This is a genomic window from Achromobacter sp. Marseille-Q0513, assembly GCF_018195695.1.
Classification (GTDB): Bacteria; Pseudomonadota; Gammaproteobacteria; order Burkholderiales; family Burkholderiaceae_B; genus Achromobacter.
In genome coordinates, this window is sequence record NZ_JAGTJY010000121.1 from 1 (window position 1) to 17,912 (window position 17,912).

General features: G+C 66.5%; 23 protein-coding genes and 1 tRNA gene. 10 read left to right on the forward strand and 14 right to left on the reverse strand.

Translation table 11 applies throughout. From position 1 onward, the window contains the following. On the forward strand, window positions 1-537 hold a 537-nt coding region (locus tag KDH83_RS21020; RefSeq protein ID WP_349291648.1), incomplete at its 5' end, for a winged helix domain-containing protein. Between the two features lie 251 nt (window positions 538-788). Next, window positions 789-1,004, forward strand: a complete 216-nt coding sequence (locus KDH83_RS21025) for an endopeptidase (RefSeq protein ID WP_212319459.1) — start codon at window positions 789-791, stop codon at window positions 1,002-1,004. A 188-nt stretch (window positions 1,005-1,192) separates the two neighbouring features. Here KDH83_RS21025 and bamC read toward each other — a convergent pair whose 3' ends face one another. The 4 genes from bamC to KDH83_RS21045 all read right to left on the reverse strand — a co-directional run bounded on the left by bamC (window position 1,193) and on the right by KDH83_RS21045 (window position 4,719). Then, the gene (gene bamC, locus KDH83_RS21030) at window positions 1,193-2,317 is read right to left on the reverse strand and encodes an outer membrane protein assembly factor BamC (RefSeq protein ID WP_212319461.1); all 1,125 of its coding nucleotides are present in this window, start codon (window positions 2,315-2,317) and stop codon (window positions 1,193-1,195) included. 17 nt (window positions 2,318-2,334) lie between these two features. Then, window positions 2,335-3,195, reverse strand: coding sequence for a 4-hydroxy-tetrahydrodipicolinate synthase (dapA, locus tag KDH83_RS21035; RefSeq protein WP_212319494.1), 861 nt, complete (start codon window positions 3,193-3,195; stop codon window positions 2,335-2,337). A gap of 163 nt (window positions 3,196-3,358) precedes the next feature. Next, a complete protein-coding gene (locus KDH83_RS21040) occupies window positions 3,359-4,009 on the reverse strand; it encodes a site-2 protease family protein (RefSeq protein WP_212319463.1) in 651 nt (216 codons plus the stop codon). 83 nt (window positions 4,010-4,092) lie between these two features. Continuing rightward, window positions 4,093-4,719, reverse strand: coding sequence for an L-threonylcarbamoyladenylate synthase (locus KDH83_RS21045; protein WP_212319465.1), 627 nt, complete (start codon window positions 4,717-4,719; stop codon window positions 4,093-4,095). A gap of 85 nt (window positions 4,720-4,804) precedes the next feature. On the opposite strand from KDH83_RS21045, the gene KDH83_RS21050 reads away from it, so the two are divergent. The 3 genes from KDH83_RS21050 to KDH83_RS21060 all read left to right on the forward strand — a co-directional run bounded on the left by KDH83_RS21050 (window position 4,805) and on the right by KDH83_RS21060 (window position 7,128). Next, window positions 4,805-5,659, forward strand: a complete 855-nt coding sequence (locus KDH83_RS21050; RefSeq protein WP_212319467.1) for a neutral zinc metallopeptidase — start codon at window positions 4,805-4,807, stop codon at window positions 5,657-5,659. 171 nt (window positions 5,660-5,830) lie between these two features. Then, window positions 5,831-6,367, forward strand: a complete 537-nt coding sequence (locus tag KDH83_RS21055; protein WP_212319469.1) for a hypothetical protein — start codon at window positions 5,831-5,833, stop codon at window positions 6,365-6,367. Continuing rightward, on the forward strand, window positions 6,364-7,128 hold the full coding sequence (locus KDH83_RS21060; protein WP_103275550.1) for a DUF1828 domain-containing protein: 765 nt from the start codon (window positions 6,364-6,366) through the stop codon (window positions 7,126-7,128). Before KDH83_RS21055 ends, KDH83_RS21060 begins: the two co-directional genes overlap by 4 nt. A gap of 13 nt (window positions 7,129-7,141) precedes the next feature. Here the strand turns inward: KDH83_RS21060 and KDH83_RS21065 are convergent, their stop codons facing one another. The 3 genes from KDH83_RS21065 to KDH83_RS21075 all read right to left on the reverse strand — a co-directional run bounded on the left by KDH83_RS21065 (window position 7,142) and on the right by KDH83_RS21075 (window position 9,156). After that, a complete protein-coding gene (locus KDH83_RS21065) occupies window positions 7,142-7,414 on the reverse strand; it encodes a hypothetical protein (RefSeq protein WP_212319471.1) in 273 nt (90 codons plus the stop codon). Between the two features lie 231 nt (window positions 7,415-7,645). Next, on the reverse strand, window positions 7,646-8,302 hold the full coding sequence (locus KDH83_RS21070; protein ID WP_212319473.1) for an N-acetyltransferase: 657 nt from the start codon (window positions 8,300-8,302) through the stop codon (window positions 7,646-7,648). A gap of 110 nt (window positions 8,303-8,412) precedes the next feature. Further along, window positions 8,413-9,156, reverse strand: a complete 744-nt coding sequence (locus KDH83_RS21075; protein ID WP_212319475.1) for a helix-turn-helix transcriptional regulator — start codon at window positions 9,154-9,156, stop codon at window positions 8,413-8,415. Between the two features lie 76 nt (window positions 9,157-9,232). Between KDH83_RS21075 and KDH83_RS21080 the strand changes: the two genes are divergently transcribed. Next, entirely contained in the window at window positions 9,233-10,495 is a 1,263-nt protein-coding gene (locus KDH83_RS21080) for an MFS transporter (protein ID WP_212319478.1), read from the forward strand. Between the two features lie 52 nt (window positions 10,496-10,547). On the opposite strand, the gene KDH83_RS21085 is transcribed toward KDH83_RS21080, so the two are convergent. The 3 genes from KDH83_RS21085 to KDH83_RS21095 all read right to left on the reverse strand — a co-directional run bounded on the left by KDH83_RS21085 (window position 10,548) and on the right by KDH83_RS21095 (window position 12,027). Continuing rightward, window positions 10,548-11,177, reverse strand: a complete 630-nt coding sequence (locus tag KDH83_RS21085; RefSeq protein ID WP_212319480.1) for an FMN-binding negative transcriptional regulator — start codon at window positions 11,175-11,177, stop codon at window positions 10,548-10,550. A 134-nt stretch (window positions 11,178-11,311) separates the two neighbouring features. Continuing rightward, window positions 11,312-11,800, reverse strand: coding sequence for a GNAT family N-acetyltransferase (locus KDH83_RS21090; protein WP_212319482.1), 489 nt, complete (start codon window positions 11,798-11,800; stop codon window positions 11,312-11,314). Window positions 11,801-11,832: 32 nt separating this feature from the next. Next, on the reverse strand, window positions 11,833-12,027 hold the full coding sequence (locus tag KDH83_RS21095; RefSeq protein ID WP_212319483.1) for a hypothetical protein: 195 nt from the start codon (window positions 12,025-12,027) through the stop codon (window positions 11,833-11,835). Window positions 12,028-12,341: 314 nt separating this feature from the next. On the opposite strand from KDH83_RS21095, the gene KDH83_RS21100 reads away from it, so the two are divergent. Next, complete coding sequence (locus tag KDH83_RS21100; RefSeq protein WP_199770901.1) at window positions 12,342-12,509, forward strand: hypothetical protein; 168 nt, start codon at window positions 12,342-12,344, stop codon at window positions 12,507-12,509. Between the two features lie 188 nt (window positions 12,510-12,697). Here KDH83_RS21100 and KDH83_RS21105 read toward each other — a convergent pair whose 3' ends face one another. The 3 genes from KDH83_RS21105 to KDH83_RS21115 all read right to left on the reverse strand — a co-directional run bounded on the left by KDH83_RS21105 (window position 12,698) and on the right by KDH83_RS21115 (window position 14,131). Beyond that, complete coding sequence (locus tag KDH83_RS21105) at window positions 12,698-13,207, reverse strand: hypothetical protein (RefSeq protein WP_249205251.1); 510 nt, start codon at window positions 13,205-13,207, stop codon at window positions 12,698-12,700. A 29-nt stretch (window positions 13,208-13,236) separates the two neighbouring features. Next, entirely contained in the window at window positions 13,237-13,833 is a 597-nt protein-coding gene (locus tag KDH83_RS21110) for a GrpB family protein (protein WP_249205252.1), read from the reverse strand. Between the two features lie 67 nt (window positions 13,834-13,900). After that, window positions 13,901-14,131 carry a hypothetical protein gene (locus KDH83_RS21115; RefSeq protein WP_212319485.1) on the reverse strand — a complete coding sequence of 77 codons (231 nt, stop codon included), beginning with the start codon at window positions 14,129-14,131 and terminating at the stop codon, window positions 13,901-13,903. A gap of 163 nt (window positions 14,132-14,294) precedes the next feature. Here KDH83_RS21115 and KDH83_RS21120 point away from each other — a divergent pair, with 163 nt between their 5' ends. After that, window positions 14,295-14,600: a cupin domain-containing protein gene (locus tag KDH83_RS21120; protein ID WP_212319488.1), complete on the forward strand. Its 306-nt coding sequence runs from the start codon at window positions 14,295-14,297 to the stop codon at window positions 14,598-14,600. 461 nt (window positions 14,601-15,061) lie between these two features. Continuing rightward, window positions 15,062-16,174 (forward strand): hypothetical protein, encoded by a 1,113-nt coding sequence (locus KDH83_RS21125; protein WP_212319490.1) that lies wholly within the window; start codon window positions 15,062-15,064, stop codon window positions 16,172-16,174. Window positions 16,175-16,861: 687 nt separating this feature from the next. Here KDH83_RS21125 and KDH83_RS21135 read toward each other — a convergent pair. Beyond that, window positions 16,862-16,937, reverse strand: a tRNA-His gene (locus KDH83_RS21135). 215 nt (window positions 16,938-17,152) lie between these two features. Here KDH83_RS21135 and KDH83_RS21140 point away from each other — a divergent pair. Next, window positions 17,153-17,912, forward strand: a 760-nt coding sequence (locus KDH83_RS21140; RefSeq protein WP_249205253.1) for a phospholipase D-like domain-containing protein, incomplete at its 3' end; no start/stop codon positions are given.

Consider the following 17,912-nt stretch of genomic DNA (forward strand, 5'->3'; position numbering starts at 1 on the left):
CTGCTGGAAGCGGCCGCCGACCAGGTCATGGCGCGCGTCGGCCTGCTGGGCGGTCCCTACGGCGAGCCGGCGCTGCCCGGCCCCAAGCTGTCGGCCGTCTACCGCGATCCGGCGCAGCCGGCGGTCGCCACGCCGGCGGAACTGCCTGACGGCCTGATCGCCGCCACGCTGGAAACCGTCGACAAGCTGCGCTTCGACGAAGCGCTGGCGTCGCGCTTCCTGGGCTGCTGGCTGACCGAGCCCAGCAACCTCAGCGTGTTCGATGCGCCCGAGGGCATGGACGTGGACCTGGAAGAAGACTGGCCCGCGTCCGGCAACCTGCTGCTGGATCGCCGCAGCCGCATGCTCTATCGCGGCAAGCAGCTCTTCATCAACGGCGAGACCGCAATGGTCCCGGCCGACGGCGCGCTGCGCAAGCTGGCCGACGCCCGCCGCCTGGATTGCGCCGATCCGCTGTGCGCCAAGCTGTCGGACGAGGCGCGGTCCTGCCTGGCCGACTGGCTGGATTCCGGCTGGATCCGCTACGTAGCGGCCTAGCGTTCGCCGGGCCGGATCCCGCAGCGCGCTGTAGGATCCGGACACCTGCGCGTATCCATCGCGCACAGAACGCAATCAGGTCTGTGCGCGGGGACACATAAGGAAAGACATCACACCGCGCGGAAAGGTTTGTTGCCTTTGGGATGCCACCGCTTTAATTTGCAAACCGGCTCGCACATCGAGTTCCTGTAGCCTGACTCCTGGTTTCCCCTGAGTGGGTTTCAAGAGTCATCATCTACAGGAGTCCAAAAATGATGAGCAAAACCTTGATCGTTGCCTCGGTGCTGGCCGTCGCGCTGAGCGCGTGCAACAAGAAGGACGAGACGGCGCCGCCCGCTTCCAACCCGGCTCCGGCCACCAGCGCCCCCGCGCCCTCGGGCACCTCGCCAGCGCCGGCTCCCGCGCCCAACACCACGCCCGGCGGCGGCTCCACCACGCCCGGCGGCTCGACCACTCCGGCGTCGTAATCCGCCGCAGCGCAGAACCCCCGCTCTGTGGTCGAAGAAAAGCCCCGGCATGGCCGGGGCTTTTTGCTGTCCGCGCGCACGGAAAACACGGTCAGGCACGTGGCCCGCCCGAAAAGGAAAAGGCCCCGGAAAACCGGGGCCTGGGCCTGATGCCAGCCGGCGGGCGTGATGCCCGCCGCGAGCCAGGTTTACATCTTGTCCTTCAGGACGCTCAGCAGGCGCTGAGCGGTGGCGCTGCTGTCGCGCTGGCCGTTCGCGTCCAGGACCGTGACGTTGGTCTGGTTGCCCGAGCCGGCCACGTGGATGCGGTATTGCGGCGCCTGCGCCTTCTTGTCGCCCGAGAACATGCGGCTGAAGAAGCCCGGCTGTTCGTTCTTCTCGCCGGTGTCGGTGTCGACGTAGCGCACGAAGTAGTCGCCGGCGGAGCGGTCGCGGTCTTCCACGGCGAAACCGCCGCTGTCCAGCGCCACGCCGACGCGACGCCATGCACGGTCGAAGGACTCGTCGACGACCAGCTGCGCGCCCTGGGCGCGGACGTCTTGCTGCACGGCAGGCTTCTGCGGCGCGGCCTCGGCCTGCTGCACCAGCTTGCGGGCATTGTCGACGTCGGTGCCCAGGAACACCAGCATGCGGGCCAGCATGGCGGCGTTCAGGCCCGGATCTTCCTTGCCGTTCTGCCATTGGACCTGCGAGCCGTCGGAGCCGACGCGCTTTTCCAGCATCTGGCGATGGCTGACGTAGATCTCGGTGTGGCCGTTGACGCGCTCGACGCGGGTGCGGAATTTCTCGCGCTCGCCGCTATCCCAGGCCTGTTCCAGCACGCTGCCCAGCGCCTGGCGCAGCCAGCTTTCCGGGATCTTGGCGCGGTTCTCGGCCCAGTCGGTCTCGATCAGGCCGGCCTTGGGATTGTTGCCCTGGATCGTGAAGCCGTTCTCGGTCCAGAAGTCCACGACGCGCGGGAAGATGTCTTCGGGCGGACGGTTGATGACCAGCCAGCGCAGGTCGCCGTCGCGCTCGACGCGCATGTCCTGGCGGTCTGGCAGCACATTGGTGGACTTGGGCGCGGTGGCCTGGGTCTGCCCTTGCTGCTGGAACTGCGAGTAGGTGGTCGAGCCGGACGCCGGCGCGCGATAGCGCGGATCGCTGGCAGCCTGGGTCAGGTCGGGCGGGATGCTCAGGGGCTCGCCACGCTGGCTGACCGCGCTCTTGTAGTTGACGGATTCTTCCTTGCCCAGGAACTGATTGACCTCGCTGCAACCGGCCAACAGTACCAGGGACATCAATGCCGACAGGCCGGCATGACGCTTGTTCATACTTATCCTCACGATATTTAGAGCAGGCCCACTTCCTGGAGGGCGCGGCGCACCGTCTCATGGTGCTGCGCACCGAGCTCGACCAGCGGCAGCCGGTAGCCCAGCTCGCTGCGGCCCATCTGGGCAAGCGCCCACTTGACGGGAATGGGATTGGCCTCGACGAACAAGGCCTTGTTCAGACGCGCCAGGCGGGCGTTAAGTTCACGCACCTTGGGCACGTCGCCAGCCAGGGCGGCCGCGCAGAGCTCGCGCATCAGGCGCGGCGCCACGTTGGCGGTCACGGAAATATTGCCGCGCGCGCCCAGCAGGATCAGGGCGGCCGCGGTGGGATCGTCGCCGCTGAAGACCTGGAAGCTGGCCGGCGCCTCGCGCAGCAGCAGGCCGCCGCGCGCGATGTCGCCGGTGGCGTCCTTGATGCCGATGATGCCGGGCACCTGCGCCAGGCGCAGGACCGTCTCGTTGCTCATGTCGGCAACGGTGCGGCCCGGCACGTTGTAGAGAATGGTCGGCAGGTCCACCGCTTCGGCAATGGCGCGGAAATGGCGGTACAGGCCTTCTTGCGAGGGCTTGTTGTAGTACGGCACGACCGACAGGCCGGCCTGCGCGCCCACGGCCTTGGCGTGGCGGGTCAGGTGGATGGCTTCGTCGGTGGAGTTGGCGCCCACGCCGGCGATGACCGGGATACGGCCGGCGGCGTGTTCGACGGCGACGCGGATCAGCTCGGCGTGCTCTTCCATCGAGACGGTGGGAGACTCCCCGGTGGTGCCGACCACCACGAGCGCGTCCGTGCCTTCCTGGACATGCCAGTCGATCAGCGACCGGTAGGCGGCGTAATCAAGACTGCCGTCGGCCCGCATGGGGGTGACCAGGGCCACCATGCTGCCTTGGAACGAATTGCCCTGGGACGAACTGCCCTGGGAACCAACGCCTGCGGCGGTTGCAGGGGATGCCATAGATGAGAGGCTCCATAGCCCCATGGCGGGATTGCCTCAGGGCCACAATCGATTAAACCGACGAGTTTAACGGAATTTGGCGGGAATCCTATAGCAGAAACCACTGGACGATCGAGGTACCGAGCCCGATTATGGGACGCATCAAGGTCCACAGCACGCCGGTGGCCAGCAGCACCACCACGATCATCAGCCCGTAGGGCTCGATTTTCGAGTATTGCCAGGCCAGCCGGTTGGGCAGCAGGCTGAAAACGATCCGTCCTCCGTCCAGCGGCGGCAGCGGCAGCAGGTTCAGCGCCATCAATACCAGATTGACGTTGACGCCGGCCACGCCCATCTCGAACCAGAAGCTCTCCTGCATGCCCGATTCCAGGAACAGCCGCAGCGCCAGGGCCCACAGCACGGCCATCAGCATGTTGGCCGCCGGCCCGGCCAGCGCCACCCACAGCATGTCCTGCTTGGGCCGGCGCAGGCGCCCGAAATCGACCGGCACGGGCTTGGCCCAGCCAAACAGCATGCCCGGGCTGCCCAGCAGCTTGGACGCCAGCAGGATCGCCACCGGCACCAGCAGCGTGCCGACCGGATCGATATGGCGCGCGGGATTCAGGCTGACGCGTCCGGCCTGGTAGGCCGTGGGATCGCCGAACAGGCGCGCCACATAGCCGTGGGCCGCCTCGTGCAGCGTGATCGCGAAGATGACCGGCAGCGCGTAGACCGCGATGGTTTGGATGATGTCGTTCATGGCGAACCGGATTGTAGAGTGCCGCAGCCGGCGCGCCCCAAGGCAGCGAAGATTCTTTTTGGATCAGCCCGCAAGCCCGGCGCTCAGGCCAGGCCCAGGCTGGCGGGATCGCCGCGCCCGACGCGCACGACGACAGGCTCGTCGCTGGTCAGGTCGATGACGGTGGTGGGCGATTGCGGGCAGGCGCCCGCGTCGAGGATGGCCGCGAGTTCGTGGTCGTAGCGAGCGCGGATGTCCTCGGCGTCGTTGAGCGCGTCGGACTCGTCCTTGGGAATCAGCGTGGTCGACAGCAGCGGCCCGTCAGTCTGCTCCAGCAGGCCGAGCAGGACGAGGTGATCCGGCACGCGGATGCCGATGGTCTTGCGCGAGGGATGCGAAACGCGCCGCGGCACTTCCTTGGTGGCTTCCAGGATGAAGGTCCAGGGGCCGGGCGTGGCGGCCTTGAGCAGCCGGTACTGGCGGTTGTCGACCCGGGCGAAGTGGCCGATCTCGGCCAGGTCGCGGCACAGCACGGTCAGATGATGGCGGTCGTCGAGGCCGCGCAGCCGGCGCAGGCGGTCGGCGGCGTTCTTGTCGTCGAGCCGCGCCACCACCGCGTAGCTGGAATCGGTGGGCACCGCCACCAGGCCCCCTTCGCCCAGCCACTGGGCCGCCTGCTTGAGCAGGCGAGGTTGGGGATTCTCGGGATGAATGGATAGAAACAGAGCCATGGGTTTATCCTAACACTCCTGAAGGCCGCGCAGGCAAGCGCGGCGATGCAATATGGCGGGCCCGCAGGCCCGCCCGGAGAAGAAAATGCGTTTGGACGACTCGCGCGAAAGCGACAATGTGGAAGACCGCCGCGCGAGCGGCCCGCGCATCGGCGGTCGCGGCACCATCGGCATCGGCACCATCGTGCTGGCGCTGGTGGCCATGTATTTCGGCGTGGATCCCAACGTCGTGCTGCAGATGGCCGAAGGCCCGGCCACGCAGCAACAGCAGGCTCCGGCGCAGCGCCCGCCGGCGGACGATCCGCAGGCCCGCTTCGTGGCCAAGGTGCTGGGCGAGACCGAGGACACCTGGGCCGCGATCTTCCAGAACGACCTGAACCGCCGCTACGCGCCGCCCAAGCTGGTGCTGTTCCGCGGCGCCACCCCCACCGCCTGCGGCACCGGCCAGTCGGCGATGGGGCCGTTCTACTGTCCCGGCGACAGCAAGGTGTACATCGACCTGGCCTTCTTCGACGAGCTGAAGAACCGCTTCAAGGCGCCGGGCGATTTCGCCCAGGCCTACGTGATCGCGCACGAGGTCGGCCACCACGTGCAGCACCTGCTGGGCATCTCGGACCAGGTCGACAACCTGCGCCGCCGCAACCCGTCTCAGGCCAACGCGCTGTCCGTGCGCATGGAACTGCAGGCCGACTGCTTCGCCGGCCTGTGGGCGCAGCGCGCCAACGCCGCCCGCCAGATCCTGGAAAGCGGCGACGTGGAAGAAGCGCTGGCCGCCGCCACGGCCATCGGCGACGACCGGCTGCAGAAGCAGAGCCAGGGCTATGTCGTCCCCGACACTTTCACCCACGGCTCCTCGGAACAGCGCGTGCGCTGGTTCAAGCGCGGCCTGGAAGGCGGCAGCCTCAAGCAGTGCGATACCTTCTCGGCCGGCCAGCTGTAGGCCGGCGAGCGCCGCGCTCGCGCTGTATGGATATACAGCGCGAGTACGTGATCGCGCCGCTTCTTGTAAGATTACGCCCCCTCGCAATGTTGCACGCGTGAGTATCCCGCCGCTGCCCGCGAGCGGCGCAGCGCCCCCACGACAGCGCGACCCAGACCCGATATCCGTTTCATGGCCAACAAGTCCGAACCCTTAATCACCGTTGATGAGGTGCAAGAGATCCTTGCCGAACCCAAGGAAACCGTAAAGCCGGTTGCCTGGGCGCCGAAGCCGGCGGCCAACAACGTGCAATGGATGGAGTTCTCCAGCCCCTGCAAGGTCAAGGGCGAAGTGCGCGAGGACGTGATCTTCCGCGTGACCTACCGCGCGGCGCGCACCGATGTGCACGGCCAGGCCACGATCTTCCTGGCCGAGACCTTCTGCGCCAGCCTGTTCGTGGGCCCGCATCGCGTGTACGGCGTGGATACCGACGACTCCTTCCATACCAGCCTGGTGGGCGAAGGCCGGCCGCTGTTCCGCAAGCCGCTGGCCGACCGCAGCCACGAGCATCTGTGGGTGGACGCGGGAGAAGGCTATGCCGAGCCGGTGACGCCGCCGCTGCAGACCATCGCCGCGCTGATGCAGCATTTCCTGCCGCGCGCGAATCTCACGCTGACCGGCGGCTTCGCGCATCCGCTCAAAGGCCGCCAAATCGAATTGATCCTATGAGCACTTTCCTGGAAGCCTCGGGCTGGACCGTCCTGCCCGCGGGCGAACACGCCATCCGCGCCGTATCGCCCATGACGCTGGGCCTGGATGGACAGCACGCCGCCTTCTTCATCGCGCGCCCCGACGACGCCTCGTTCTACCTGACCGACGCCTGTGAAACCGCCATGCACGCAGCCAGCTACGGCATCGACGTGGCGGCCAAGCGCATCGACATCCTGAACGAGACGCCCGGCGTGAGCCTGGCGCATTTCGACAAGTCCGGCGCCATCGTCGCCTCCGGCCCCAACGAGCAGCTGCAGGAAGCGCTGTGGGACGCGGTCAAGCTGGCCATGGCGCTGTCGTTCCAGTGCGCCAAGTGGATGCCCAGGTTCAGCCAGTTGCGCTTTCGCGCCCAGGTCGGCCGCGCGCTGGCCGAGGCCGTGGGCGCCAACCGCATGGTCAAGGGCGCCCGCGCCAAGGGCAGCAGCGGCCACACCGCGGATTTCGCCTATGCCGTGCGGGCCGCGGGCAGCACCGCGCTGACCTATATCGAGCCGATCGCGCTCAAGGCTGGCAAGAAGATGGACTGGACCCAGGTCTACCAGACCCACGGCAAGATGTCGGACGTGAAGATGGCCGACGCGCGCAACTCGCGCATGGTCATCCTGGAGGACGGCGCCTCGGCCGAGGAGTTCAAGAAGGCGGTGGCGATCCTGGAACAGTCGGCCACCGTGCAGACGCTGGCCAAGACGCGCGACTGGCGCGAGGTCTTCGCGGACTGAGCGCGGCGCGCCGTCAGGAAGGAACGCTGGTCAGGCCGTCGACGATTTCGCGGCCATGCAGTATCGCGGCGTGCACCGCCTCGCGCGGACTGTAGACATAGCCGCCCTCGGCGAAGCGCGGTACCGGATATTCGTCGCCGCCATCCTGCACGGCGCCCGCCTGGACCACGGTGATCGATGCGATGAAGATGGGGCCGCTGGACAGCGCCTGGACCTCGGCGCCCGCGCCCCGGGATACTCTGGCCGTCAGGCGGTATCCCTTGTAGATCAAGTTGTTCTGATGCACTTCGGATGCCCTCTATCTGCGATCCAGCATACCCCGCCTGTTCATGACAGTTCGGATATGTTTTGTAACGACGGCAGAAGACGGAAACACTGTTGCGCCGAACCAGGCTCGTCCCCGTTTTCATTGGCCGGCTCGCGGCGTCCGGCAGATTGGCTCATCGGCAAGCCTGACGCGGCCTGCCGGCCAATGACAAGGTGCGCCAGGCCGGCCGGCCAGGCATCGATCTCGGGATTACCCTAGCCCCTGTTGCGTACGCGCACCTTCGGACCAAGTCATGCCCGTCGCCTGCATGTGCCGCTCCAGCGTCCAGCCCCGACCCAGCAGGACCATGCGCGTGTGCAGATCGCCCAGCACGGCCGCGTCCACCTCGCGGCCCAGGTAGCTCAGCCGCTTGCGCCGCAGGTCCACGTAGCCCAGCTCGTAGTCGCGCGCCAGTCCCAGCCACAGGCGATGCGCGCCTTCCGACTGGCGCGCCCCGCTCATGATGCACAGCCCCGCGTCGAGCCCCCAGCGGTACACGGCCGTCGCCAGCCCCATGCGCTGATAGGGCGCGGCGTATTTCGAATGCGGCGCGCGCAGATAGGGATCGGCGCGCCGTCCGACTTCGATCAGCCGGTTGAACACCGTGTAGCCCGCCACCCGGTCGCGCCGCAGATCCACCACGTAGACGTAGTACTCGCCATCCGCCTCGCGGTGGCGCAGCGCCAGCCCAGGGATGTCGGTGCGGACCTCTGGCAGCCCATACAGCCGGTCCGAAGGACGGCTCATGCGATTGCGGATGGCGTCCAGTTCGGACTCCACTTCGTCCGGCGTGTGATTCACGTCGATGCGCAGTTCCGTCACCAGGCCCAAGGCCAGACGGATTGCGGGCAGCGCCAGCGTAGGCACGGCAAACTCCTGTAGCAGGTTGAGAAAGGAAAGATCATGGACGCGGCCAGTCCGCGCCCATGTGAAAAGGGCCGCATTCGCGGCCCGAATGTCGAAGTCTGGACAGCACACTAGGCCGCGGCCGGACGGGACGCGATGTCCCAGTCCTTGCCCTCGGCGGCCAGCGCGCTGGCATCGCCGAAGAACACCGGGAACTGGCGCTCGCCCTTGCGCGTGAGGCGCAGCGCCCGCGAATCCAGGTCGCGGCTGACCCAGCCGCGCTCGGTCAGCGCGTCCAGCAAGGCCGCGCCCAGCGCGCCGCCCAGGTGCGGGCGGCGCTCGCTCCAGTCCAGGCAAGGGCAGGCGAAGCGGCGACGGCGGCGGCGCGCCTCTACCGCGTCCACGCCGATCTGCGCGAGCGAGGCCTCGCCCAGCGGGGTCAGCGCGTAGTCCTTGCCGTCGGCCGTCAGCCACTGGCGCGCCAGCATCGCGTCGTGCATGCGCACCGCCAGGGTGCCGGCCATGTGGTCGTAGCAGGTGCGCGCCTCGCGCAGCGCCGATGGCGTGCTGGGCTTGAACGGCGTGCGCTCGGCGCCGGCCACCACCAGCAGGGCCTCCAGCGCGCGCGCCACCTCGCTGTTGGCCAGCCGGTAGTAGCGATGCTTGCCCTGCGCCGCCTGTTCGACCAGCCCCTGGTCGCGCAGGCGCTGGAAATGGCTGCTGGCCGTGGACGCGCCGATCTCGGCGGCCGCGGCCAGCTCGGTGGCGGTGCGGGCGCGGCCGTCCAGCAGCAGGCACAGCATGCGCGCGCGCGCCGGATCGGCGATGGCGCCGGCGACAGAGGAAAGCTGGCTGTCGGCGAAGTCGGAATCCATGTTTCGGCCTTGATCGAAGTGTAGTGCGCAGGCCCAAGCATACTGCGGCTCATCGAAACAAGACACCCGCAACGCCATGCGCAGCCCCCGGAAGTTCTTTGGCTGGACCGTTGTTTACGCCGCCTTCGCGCTGGCCATCTTCGGCTGGGGCGTGGGTTTTTATGGCCCCCCGGTGTTCCTGCACGCGGTCGCGCAACGCAGCGGCTGGAGCCTCGCGCTGGTGTCCGGCGCGGTGACGCTGCACTTTCTCACCGGCGCGGCGGTGGTGGCCAACCTGCCCCGCATCTATCGGCGCGTCGGCGTGCCCGCGACCACGGCCACCGGCGCCGTGCTGCTGGCGCTGGGCGTGTGCGGCTGGTCGCTGGCGCAGGCGCCATGGCAGCTGTACGGCGCCGCGCTGGTCAGCGGCAGCGGCTGGGTGGCGCTGGGTCCGGCGGCCGTCAATGCGCTGATCGCGCCGTGGTTCGCGCGCCGGCGTCCGGCCGCGCTGAGCATGGCGTACAACGGCGCCAGCCTGGGCGGCGTGCTGTTCTCGCCCTTGTGGGTCTTCCTGATCGCCCAGGCCGGCTTTCCCCGGGCCGCGCTATGGGTCGGACTGATCATGGTGACGCTGATCGCGGCGCTGTCGCGCTGGGTATTCACCGCGACCCCGCAGAGCCTGGGCCAGCATCCCGATGGCGAAGCCGTCGCGGCGTCGACCAGCGCGGCCCCCGGCGTGCCCGAACGCGTGCCCAGCCTGCGGCGCGACCGCGCCTTTCTGAGCCTGGCCGCCGGCATGGCGCTGGGGCTTGTCGCGCAGATCGGCCTGATCGCCCATCTGCTGTCCGCGCTGGCGCCCTTGCTGGGCGCGCAGACCGCCGGCATCGCGATGGGACTGGCCACCGCCGCCGCCATCGCGGGCCGCACGCTGGTGGGCTGGCTGATGCCGGCCGGCGCCGACCGGCGCGTGGTGGCCTGCGTGGCTTACGGCGTGCAGCTTTGCGGCTCGCTGGTGCTGGCGCTGGCGCCGGGCCAGATCTGGGCCGCGTGGCTGGGCGTGCTGCTGTTCGGGTCCGGCATCGGCAACGCCACCTCGCTGCCGCCGCTCATCGCGCAGACCGAGTTCTCACGCGAGGACGCGCTGCGCGTCGTGCCCCTGATCACGGCGCTCTCGCAAGCCGCCTATGCCTTCGCGCCGGTGCTGTTCGGCCTGCTGCGCGCGCAGCTGGAACAGACCGGACAGCAGCCCCTGCGCTTCGCGGTAGCCGCCGCGCTGCTGCAGGCGGCGGCGATAGGCAGCCTGGCCTGGGGCCGGGGCGCGCGCGGCGCCGCGCGCAACGCCGCGCAACCGACCGCGTGACAGACACGCGGATAGCTGACGCCATGCCGGCGCAACGCGCGGGCGTGGCCTCTCAGCCCAGTCCGCCGCGCCGCGCCACCAGTCCCGCCATGACTGCGTCGCCCTCTTCCGCCAGGCCTTGCGCCACGCCCTGCCGATCGGCGGGGGTGCGGTTCTGGCTGGCTTTCCACTTGCCTTCGATGCGGGCGATGGGAATCTCGACGCCCACGATGGCGCGCATCTGCGCGGCGATGAAATCGACCGGCGCGTCCGCCACGCGCCAAGGCAGGACGCGGGCCTTTTCCTGGCTCTCGGTCAACGCCTCCAGCTGCGCGCGCAGCCATGCGGGATCGTCCTGGATCACCGGCTTGCCCCACACATGCACGGCAACGAAATTCCAGGTCGGCACGACCTTGTGCGTCTCCGCCTTGGTGGCGTACCAGGACGGCGTGACATAGGCCTGCGGGCCGTGGAATGCCACCAGGCATTCGGCGCCCGAGGCCAGTTCGGCCAATTGCGGATTCGCCCTGGCCACATGCAGGCGCAGCACGCCGTGCTCGCCCTCGGGGTACAGCAGACAGGGAATATGGTTGGCCATCAATCCGCCCGGCCCCGCCGTCATGAGCACGCCCAGCGGATGGGCGCGGATGAAATCGTGCTGGACGTCGAGGGCATCCTCGCGGAAGGCGGAAGGCAGATACATGGCGGCGGTCGAATCGGTGCGTGAAAAACCCGACGATAGCGCCACCGTGGCTCCATTCAAAGAGCCAGAAAACCCTGGATTTATGGAGCCAGAATGCGGACCGCGAGCATGCACCACGCGGCCGGACGTCAGCCTCAGTCCGCCAGCCGCTTGCTCAACAGCACCGTCGTGAAACCGCTGTCCCATTCCTCGTCGGGGTAGGTGTCGATTTCCTGATAGCCATTGCGGGCATAGAAGGCCCGGCTGCTCACATTGAAGTCGTCCGTTTCCAGGCGCGCCTCGCGCACGCCGGCCTGGCGCATGCCGGCCTCGGCCAGCGCCAGCAGCGCGGCGCCCACGCCGCGCCGCTGCATGCCGGGCTGCACGTGCAGGGCCCAGATGAAGTTGCCTTCCCAATCGACCATGCCGGCGACCGTTCCGTCCAGTTCGCAGACATGGAACCGCAGCCCGCGTTCGGCGACGTAGGCGGCCGTCTTGCCGCTGGCGCGAAAGCGCGCATCGGCCTGCGCCGACATCTGCGGCATCCAGGTGGTTTCGTAGGTGCGCATCAACAGGTCCACGAGCGCGGGCGCGTCTTCGCGCCGCGCCGGCCTGATGCGCAAGGCGCTGCTGGAATTCTTCATGCGCGGCAGTGTAGCAACACCGCCGCGCCCGGCTAGCGCCGGACGCGCTCGTAGGCCTGGTTCATGCGTTCGCGGGCCGCCGTTTCATGCGCATAGGCGCGGTCATAGCTTTCCAGGCAGCCCATCGTGGGGCTGGGCCATTTGATCGCGGCGATCGCGGTGGTGAGTTCGTCGCGCGCGCGCTGCCATTCCTTGACCGCTGCATACCATTCCTTGGCGGTGTCCATAGAACGTCTCCCCTATGTGCACAGCCCCATCGTATTCCCGCGCCACGCGTTTGCATCTAGGTATTTCGCACTAGCTCGCCTCGCTTGCGGCATGCCCGCCACAGCGCGCTTTCGACCGCTCCGATTCCCGAGAGGGTTAACCCGGGACATGCCGCCCGCTCCAGGCGTCCGGCCACGGAACCCGGCGCGCAAACGCGTGTCGAACCACGCGATTCCAACGGTCACATCACGTTGTGACGCATATTGACGTCAACCCGTACTGACTCGCGGCCCCGGCAAATGCTACTGTTCCGCCTATGCAAGGAGTTCATGCAATGGATCAGAAAACCAAGCCCTGGGCTTTTCCCAAGCCTCACCCGGAAAACACCCCTCGCGGCGAACGCAACAAGCAAGAGTTCGATGTTGCGCCAGACACCAGGAAACCCGCGCCCAAGGCGCGTCTCAAGGAAAGCGCCCAGCGCGCAGGCACCGCACGTTCATAGTTCGCGCACATCTTCCCGCCAGCCGCGCCGGCCGCGGCATCCGCAGTCCTGGATCCCATCCGCCACGGCGCCCCCGCCGTCCGGCAAGCTCCACGTACAAGGCCCCCTCTTCCTTCTTCCGACGCGCAGGCGCACGTCGGTTGGCGCGCGCCTGCGCGCTTGCCCCATCGCCGAAAACAAGAGGAAACTCAGTATTCGCCCGGGGCCAGCCGGTCCGCCAGATAGCCCTGCGCGTCCGGCGCGGCCCGCATCATGTTGCGCACCCAGGCATCGCGCTCATGCCCGATCACGGCAAGTTCCCAGACGCAGGCCAGGAACGGCGCCTGCACCGTCTTGAAATCCGCTGGACTGGACAGCGGCGCGGACAGCAGTTTCTGGCAGACGATGCCGCCTGCGCGCCACCAGTCGACCAGCAGCCACACCGCCTCCTCGCCCACATGCGCGATGCAATAGCCCAGGCCATGGAAACCCGCGTCGCGCTCGATCTCTTGCAGCACGCCGAACGCCTTGCTGCGGGCCGCCGCCGCGATCTCGGCCGGCAGGATCGGCACGGCGGCATCGCGGTCTCGATGGATGGCGTAGGCCTTCAGGGCCGCGCCCGCCTCTTCCCAGACGCCGACGCAGGCCATGCGGCGCGGCACATAGATCTCGGGCGCGGGCGGCGTCCAGGAAGACGCGGCGGCGGATTGCGTGCTCATGCAAAGCTCCTGTCTGGATGGCCTGGCGTTCAGGCGATGAAACCGGCCGCGCGGAACACGCGGTCGTAGATGTCGCGCACCACGTCCTGCTTGCGCTGGTTGTACTGCGTCATGTCCTGCGTATCGCTGGCCGCGCCCTGCTTGGCCTGCGCATACCGCTGCCGGTCCTCGGCGCTGCCGCGCAGCCAGTCGCGGAACATGCGATGGCGGATCGCCTCGGGGCAGTCGGGGCCGAACACGTGCAGGTTCACGCGCGGCGAGGCCAGTTGCAGGCAGCGGTGCTGGTGCCAGGACGGCTCGCGCACGCGCAGCTCGTAGCCCAGGGTCTCCAGGGCCGGCACGTACAAGTCCTCGCGCGTGGGGTCGGCCACGGCCACGTCGATATCGATGACCGGCTTGGCCGGCAGGCCCGGCACCGAGGTGGAGCCTATGTGCTGGATGTCCAGCGCGATCGGACCCAGCGCGCGGCGCAGGTCAGCCGCCAGCCCGTCATAGCGCGCCGGCCATTCCGGGTCGTAGGCCACGATGGCGATGGCTTCCGGCGCGGGCTTGCCACGGACCCAGGGATTCTCGTCCGGGTCGGAATCGTAGTGGCGCATGATGGCTTCGGGGGTGGGCATGGGCATCGCGGACTCCTGGGAAGCACGCCAGCATACCCGAGCCCCGCCGCCCCCGTCGGGCGCGCATCAGCGCCTACGCGCGCTCCGACGCTGGCTGCGCGCGGCGCCAACCCGCGGTTTCGTCACGCTTGTCGTGGGTGTATTCCCACTCCGTGTCGCAACGCGCGCAGACGAACAGCTCCTGCCGCGCGCCCTTGCGGGCCGCCTCCATGCTGCGCACTTCGCCCAGGTGGACCAGGTGCGCATGGCCCGCCGCGCCGCGCCTGTCGGGTTCGATCTCCGAGCAATCATTGCAGGTTGTCATTCCTCTTCCTTTCATTTTTCTTTCATTGAAAGGGAATGCTAGGAAATCGGAGCCGGCCAATGTTCAGCAATTCTCACCTCCTCTTTCCGCTGCCCCGAAAAGCTGCCTGATGATTCCTCAGTCTTGTGCTAGCGTTGTCGGCCCTTCTTCCCGCACATCAGCCATGGGCCTGTTCAACCTGATCGACGCCGCCGACCACTTGCCAGAAGAGTGGAAGTCCCGAATCCTGGGCCAATCCGGCGCCTGCAATATCAAGATCCTGAGGATGAATGCCCAGCCCTATCCTGACGAAACGCACCATTACAACGAAGCGTTGATCGTCATCAGCGGCAGGCTATGCCTTTCGGTAGACGGCAACACAATCGACGTATCGGCGGGTGAAATGTACCTGGCGCCTGCGGGGGTCCCGCACGCGGTGCTGCCTGGCAGCTACGGGGTGCTCATGATCGTGGATCCAATCGGGAACTGAGGCGACGCTCATTCCTTTGCGACCGTATCGGTACGGCTCGCTTTCGCGCCCCGCGAACTCTCCCCGCAAGATTGCCCGGCCGTGTCGGGCCCAAGTTCCGGCCATTCGAGTCAACGCCTTGCAGCCCTCGCGCACGTCGGCCTTCGCCGCGTTCCATGACGCGCCAAGGCAACTCGTACGCAGTGGAAGCCCCCAAAAGTTACATTTAGTTAAAAATGACACTTAATGTTTATTTTTTTACTAAAAATCGGCCAATATGAAAGCAATAGCTTCATTCTCGATCATAGAGAGTCGTCGATGCAGCGAGTGGGGGCGATTTAAGGCTATCGGCGAATTAGATTGCGTATGTCATGATCTTGAGTCCTGTTACGATACTACTCTTCGATACATGCTTAGTCCCGTAATGCATCGCATCTTCCTGTCACACAGAAGTGCATGCAAGCAACCCAGAAATGTGTCCCATGCTCCAAATGTCTCAAGCGACGTCCTCAGTCGCAAATCTCCCACCCGATCAGCCGATAAGCCAACAAAGCCCAATTTCTTCCGCCGCATTGGGGTGGAAACCGATCGCCACCATTACCTGGCGGCACTATCTCGCGCTTGCTCTGGCATTGGGCATCATTTGCGCCGCGCTGACCGGCTGGGTAGTTTGGCGCTTCGGAGCAACCGCGGTGATGACAATTGCCCAACCCTCCGACGCGGACATCGAGGGATTGAATTTCGGACGTGGACGCGACAATCTGCCACGGCTTACCCGCCAGGATGTTTTCGGTACGTATGCGCAAATGCTTAACATGGTGAGCAACCAGCGCGCCTTCTTCGACGCCGAGATCCTGCCCATGTTGCCCGTACCCGTGACGGCTCAGCAACAGGCAGCAGCCTTCAATAAGTTCAGGCTCGGCCTGCAAATTTCGCAACCGGACCGTAGCGGCAACATCGCAGTGAAGTATCGCGCTCCCACGGCCCTGGAGGCAGAGACGGGGCTTTCCCGGTATCTCGATTTCACGAGCGCGGTCGTCAAGAAGAACCTCTTCGCCGAGGCCCGGAGGCAGATCCGGCATGCCGAGGAATTGCAGCAAATGGCGCTGCATCGAGACAATGCGTTCGCCAGGGAAACCATACAGACGGAGTTGGCGGAAGCCCAGCGCGCGTTGACAATTGCGCACGCGATACAGTTGCAGCAAGAGTCCAAGGACGGCTCGTCCGCCAAGGACGCCTCGGCGCTCAGTGGCACGCTCAGGTATCGCCGCGGCGAAGCAGCCTTGTCAGCGGAGGTCGACACATTGACGCGCATCCTGGCGAATCCCGAAGCCGTACGGACAGGAAACACGGCCTCGCTTAAGGAATCCATCATGTTCTACCAGAACGCCAACGACATACTTGAGCGGGCGGACATCAAGCCCTCGCTGCTGGATGCCGTTGTCGTGAACAGCAAGCGCGACGCCATTGCGCCGTTCGCTGCACTGGCCGGCATGATCGGTGTCCTGCTGGGACTCTATCTGGTATTTGTCATCGCATCTCGCCGCAAGGCTGCCAACGAGCAGTTCCCGCAGGCAGTCTCACCGGCACACTGAACGACAGCACGCCGCCGCGCCCGCACGGCGCTTGAGCGGCATGCAAGCTGAACCCGTCCGCCTCGCCTCACATTTTTTGTTCCGGCGTCGGGCGGCAATCTCCCAAATCTTAGCGATTGTGGATTCAGACGGTCAGTGCAGCACCCTATTGAAAGCCTGATAAGTAGAGGTGTGCAATGGTCAGTATTTACGGTGCCATGACCGCAGAGAGGAAGTCTCGGATCTGGGAGCTGTGGCGCAAGTGGCCCCCGATGAGCTCCATTGCATACGACATTGCCAAGCCTCCCGCGACCGTTTTTTCATATCTTCTGTACCACGGAGGCATCATGCCTCGGACTAGGACTCGCCGTGCCGAATGCCTATCCATTGAAGAGCGAGAGTCGATCTCTCGAGGACTGGCCAATGGCGCGAGTTATCGAGCTATTGGTCGCGAGTTGAACCGGCCAGCATCAACGATCTCGAGAGAGGCTCGTCTCAACGGCGGACCAGCGAAGTACCGGCCGTATGATAGTGAAAAGCAATTTTTTAAGCGAGATCAGCGCCCGAAACCATACTTGCTATCCGGTGAGTCTGAGCTGCGCAATATCGCGACACGTTGGTTCAAGCTCGCGGCGTCCTCCGAGTATTAGAAATAGCCAAGCGCAAAAGAAAAAAGCCGCTCTAGGCGGCTGATTTCACTGAATTCTGTGGGGTGGCTGATGGGACTCGAACCCACGACAACCGGAATCACAATCCGGGACTCTACCAACTGAGCTACAGCCACCACTGGTACTGCTTTTTTTTGCTTCTTTTCTTCCACCGCCCCGATGATTTTCATCACCCGGCAGCAAAGAAGCGAAATTCTAGCACAGTTTTTTCCGCGAGCGTAAGCCCTCTCCTCGAGTCGCCGTAATCCGACATCTTGCTATCCTTGCGGCTGGCCCATTTTCGGGTTGGCCCATATGGGGCCGGCCCACCCCGGAGACCCGCTGACCGCCCATGGACCTGCACGCCATCCTGCTCGAATACTGGCCGCACATCGTGTTCGTCGTCAGCCTGGCGGCCGGCGCCGGCGCCGCCGTGCATGCGGCCATGACCAAGCAGGACGTGCGCTCGGCCATCGGCTGGGTGGGCCTGACGCTGCTGTCGCCGCTGTTCGGCGCGCTGATCTACGTCGTGGCCGGCATCAACCGCATCCGCAAGACGCGGCTGTCGCAGCAGCGCGACGAGGCCATGCTGGAGGACGCGGCGCAGGTCGAGACCGCACCCGTCGACGTCGCGCCGATTTCCGGATCGCAATTCGCCTCGCTCAAGGTGCTGGGCGACCAGGTGAGCCGCTTCCGGCTGCTCGGCGGCAACGCGGTCCTGCCCCTGGCCGGCGGCGACGAGGCCTACCCGGCCATGTTGCGGGCGATCCGCGACGCCAGCCACGCGGTGGCGATGCAGAGCTATATCTTCGACAACGACCCCATCGGCCGCGAGATGGCGCAGGCGCTGATCGAGGCGCATGAGCGCGGCGTGCAGGTGCGCGTGCTGATCGACGCCATCGGCTCGCGCTACTCGCGTCCGCCCATCGTGCGCATGCTGGCGCGCGGCGGCGTGCCGGTGGCGCGCTTCATGACCAATCCGCTGGGCGTGCTGCGCATGCCCTATGCCAACCTGCGCAGCCACCGCAAAATACTGGTGGTGGACGGGCGGGTGGGCTTCACCGGCGGCCGGAACCCGCGCGCCGCCCTCCGCACCACGCGCGCGCGGGGCG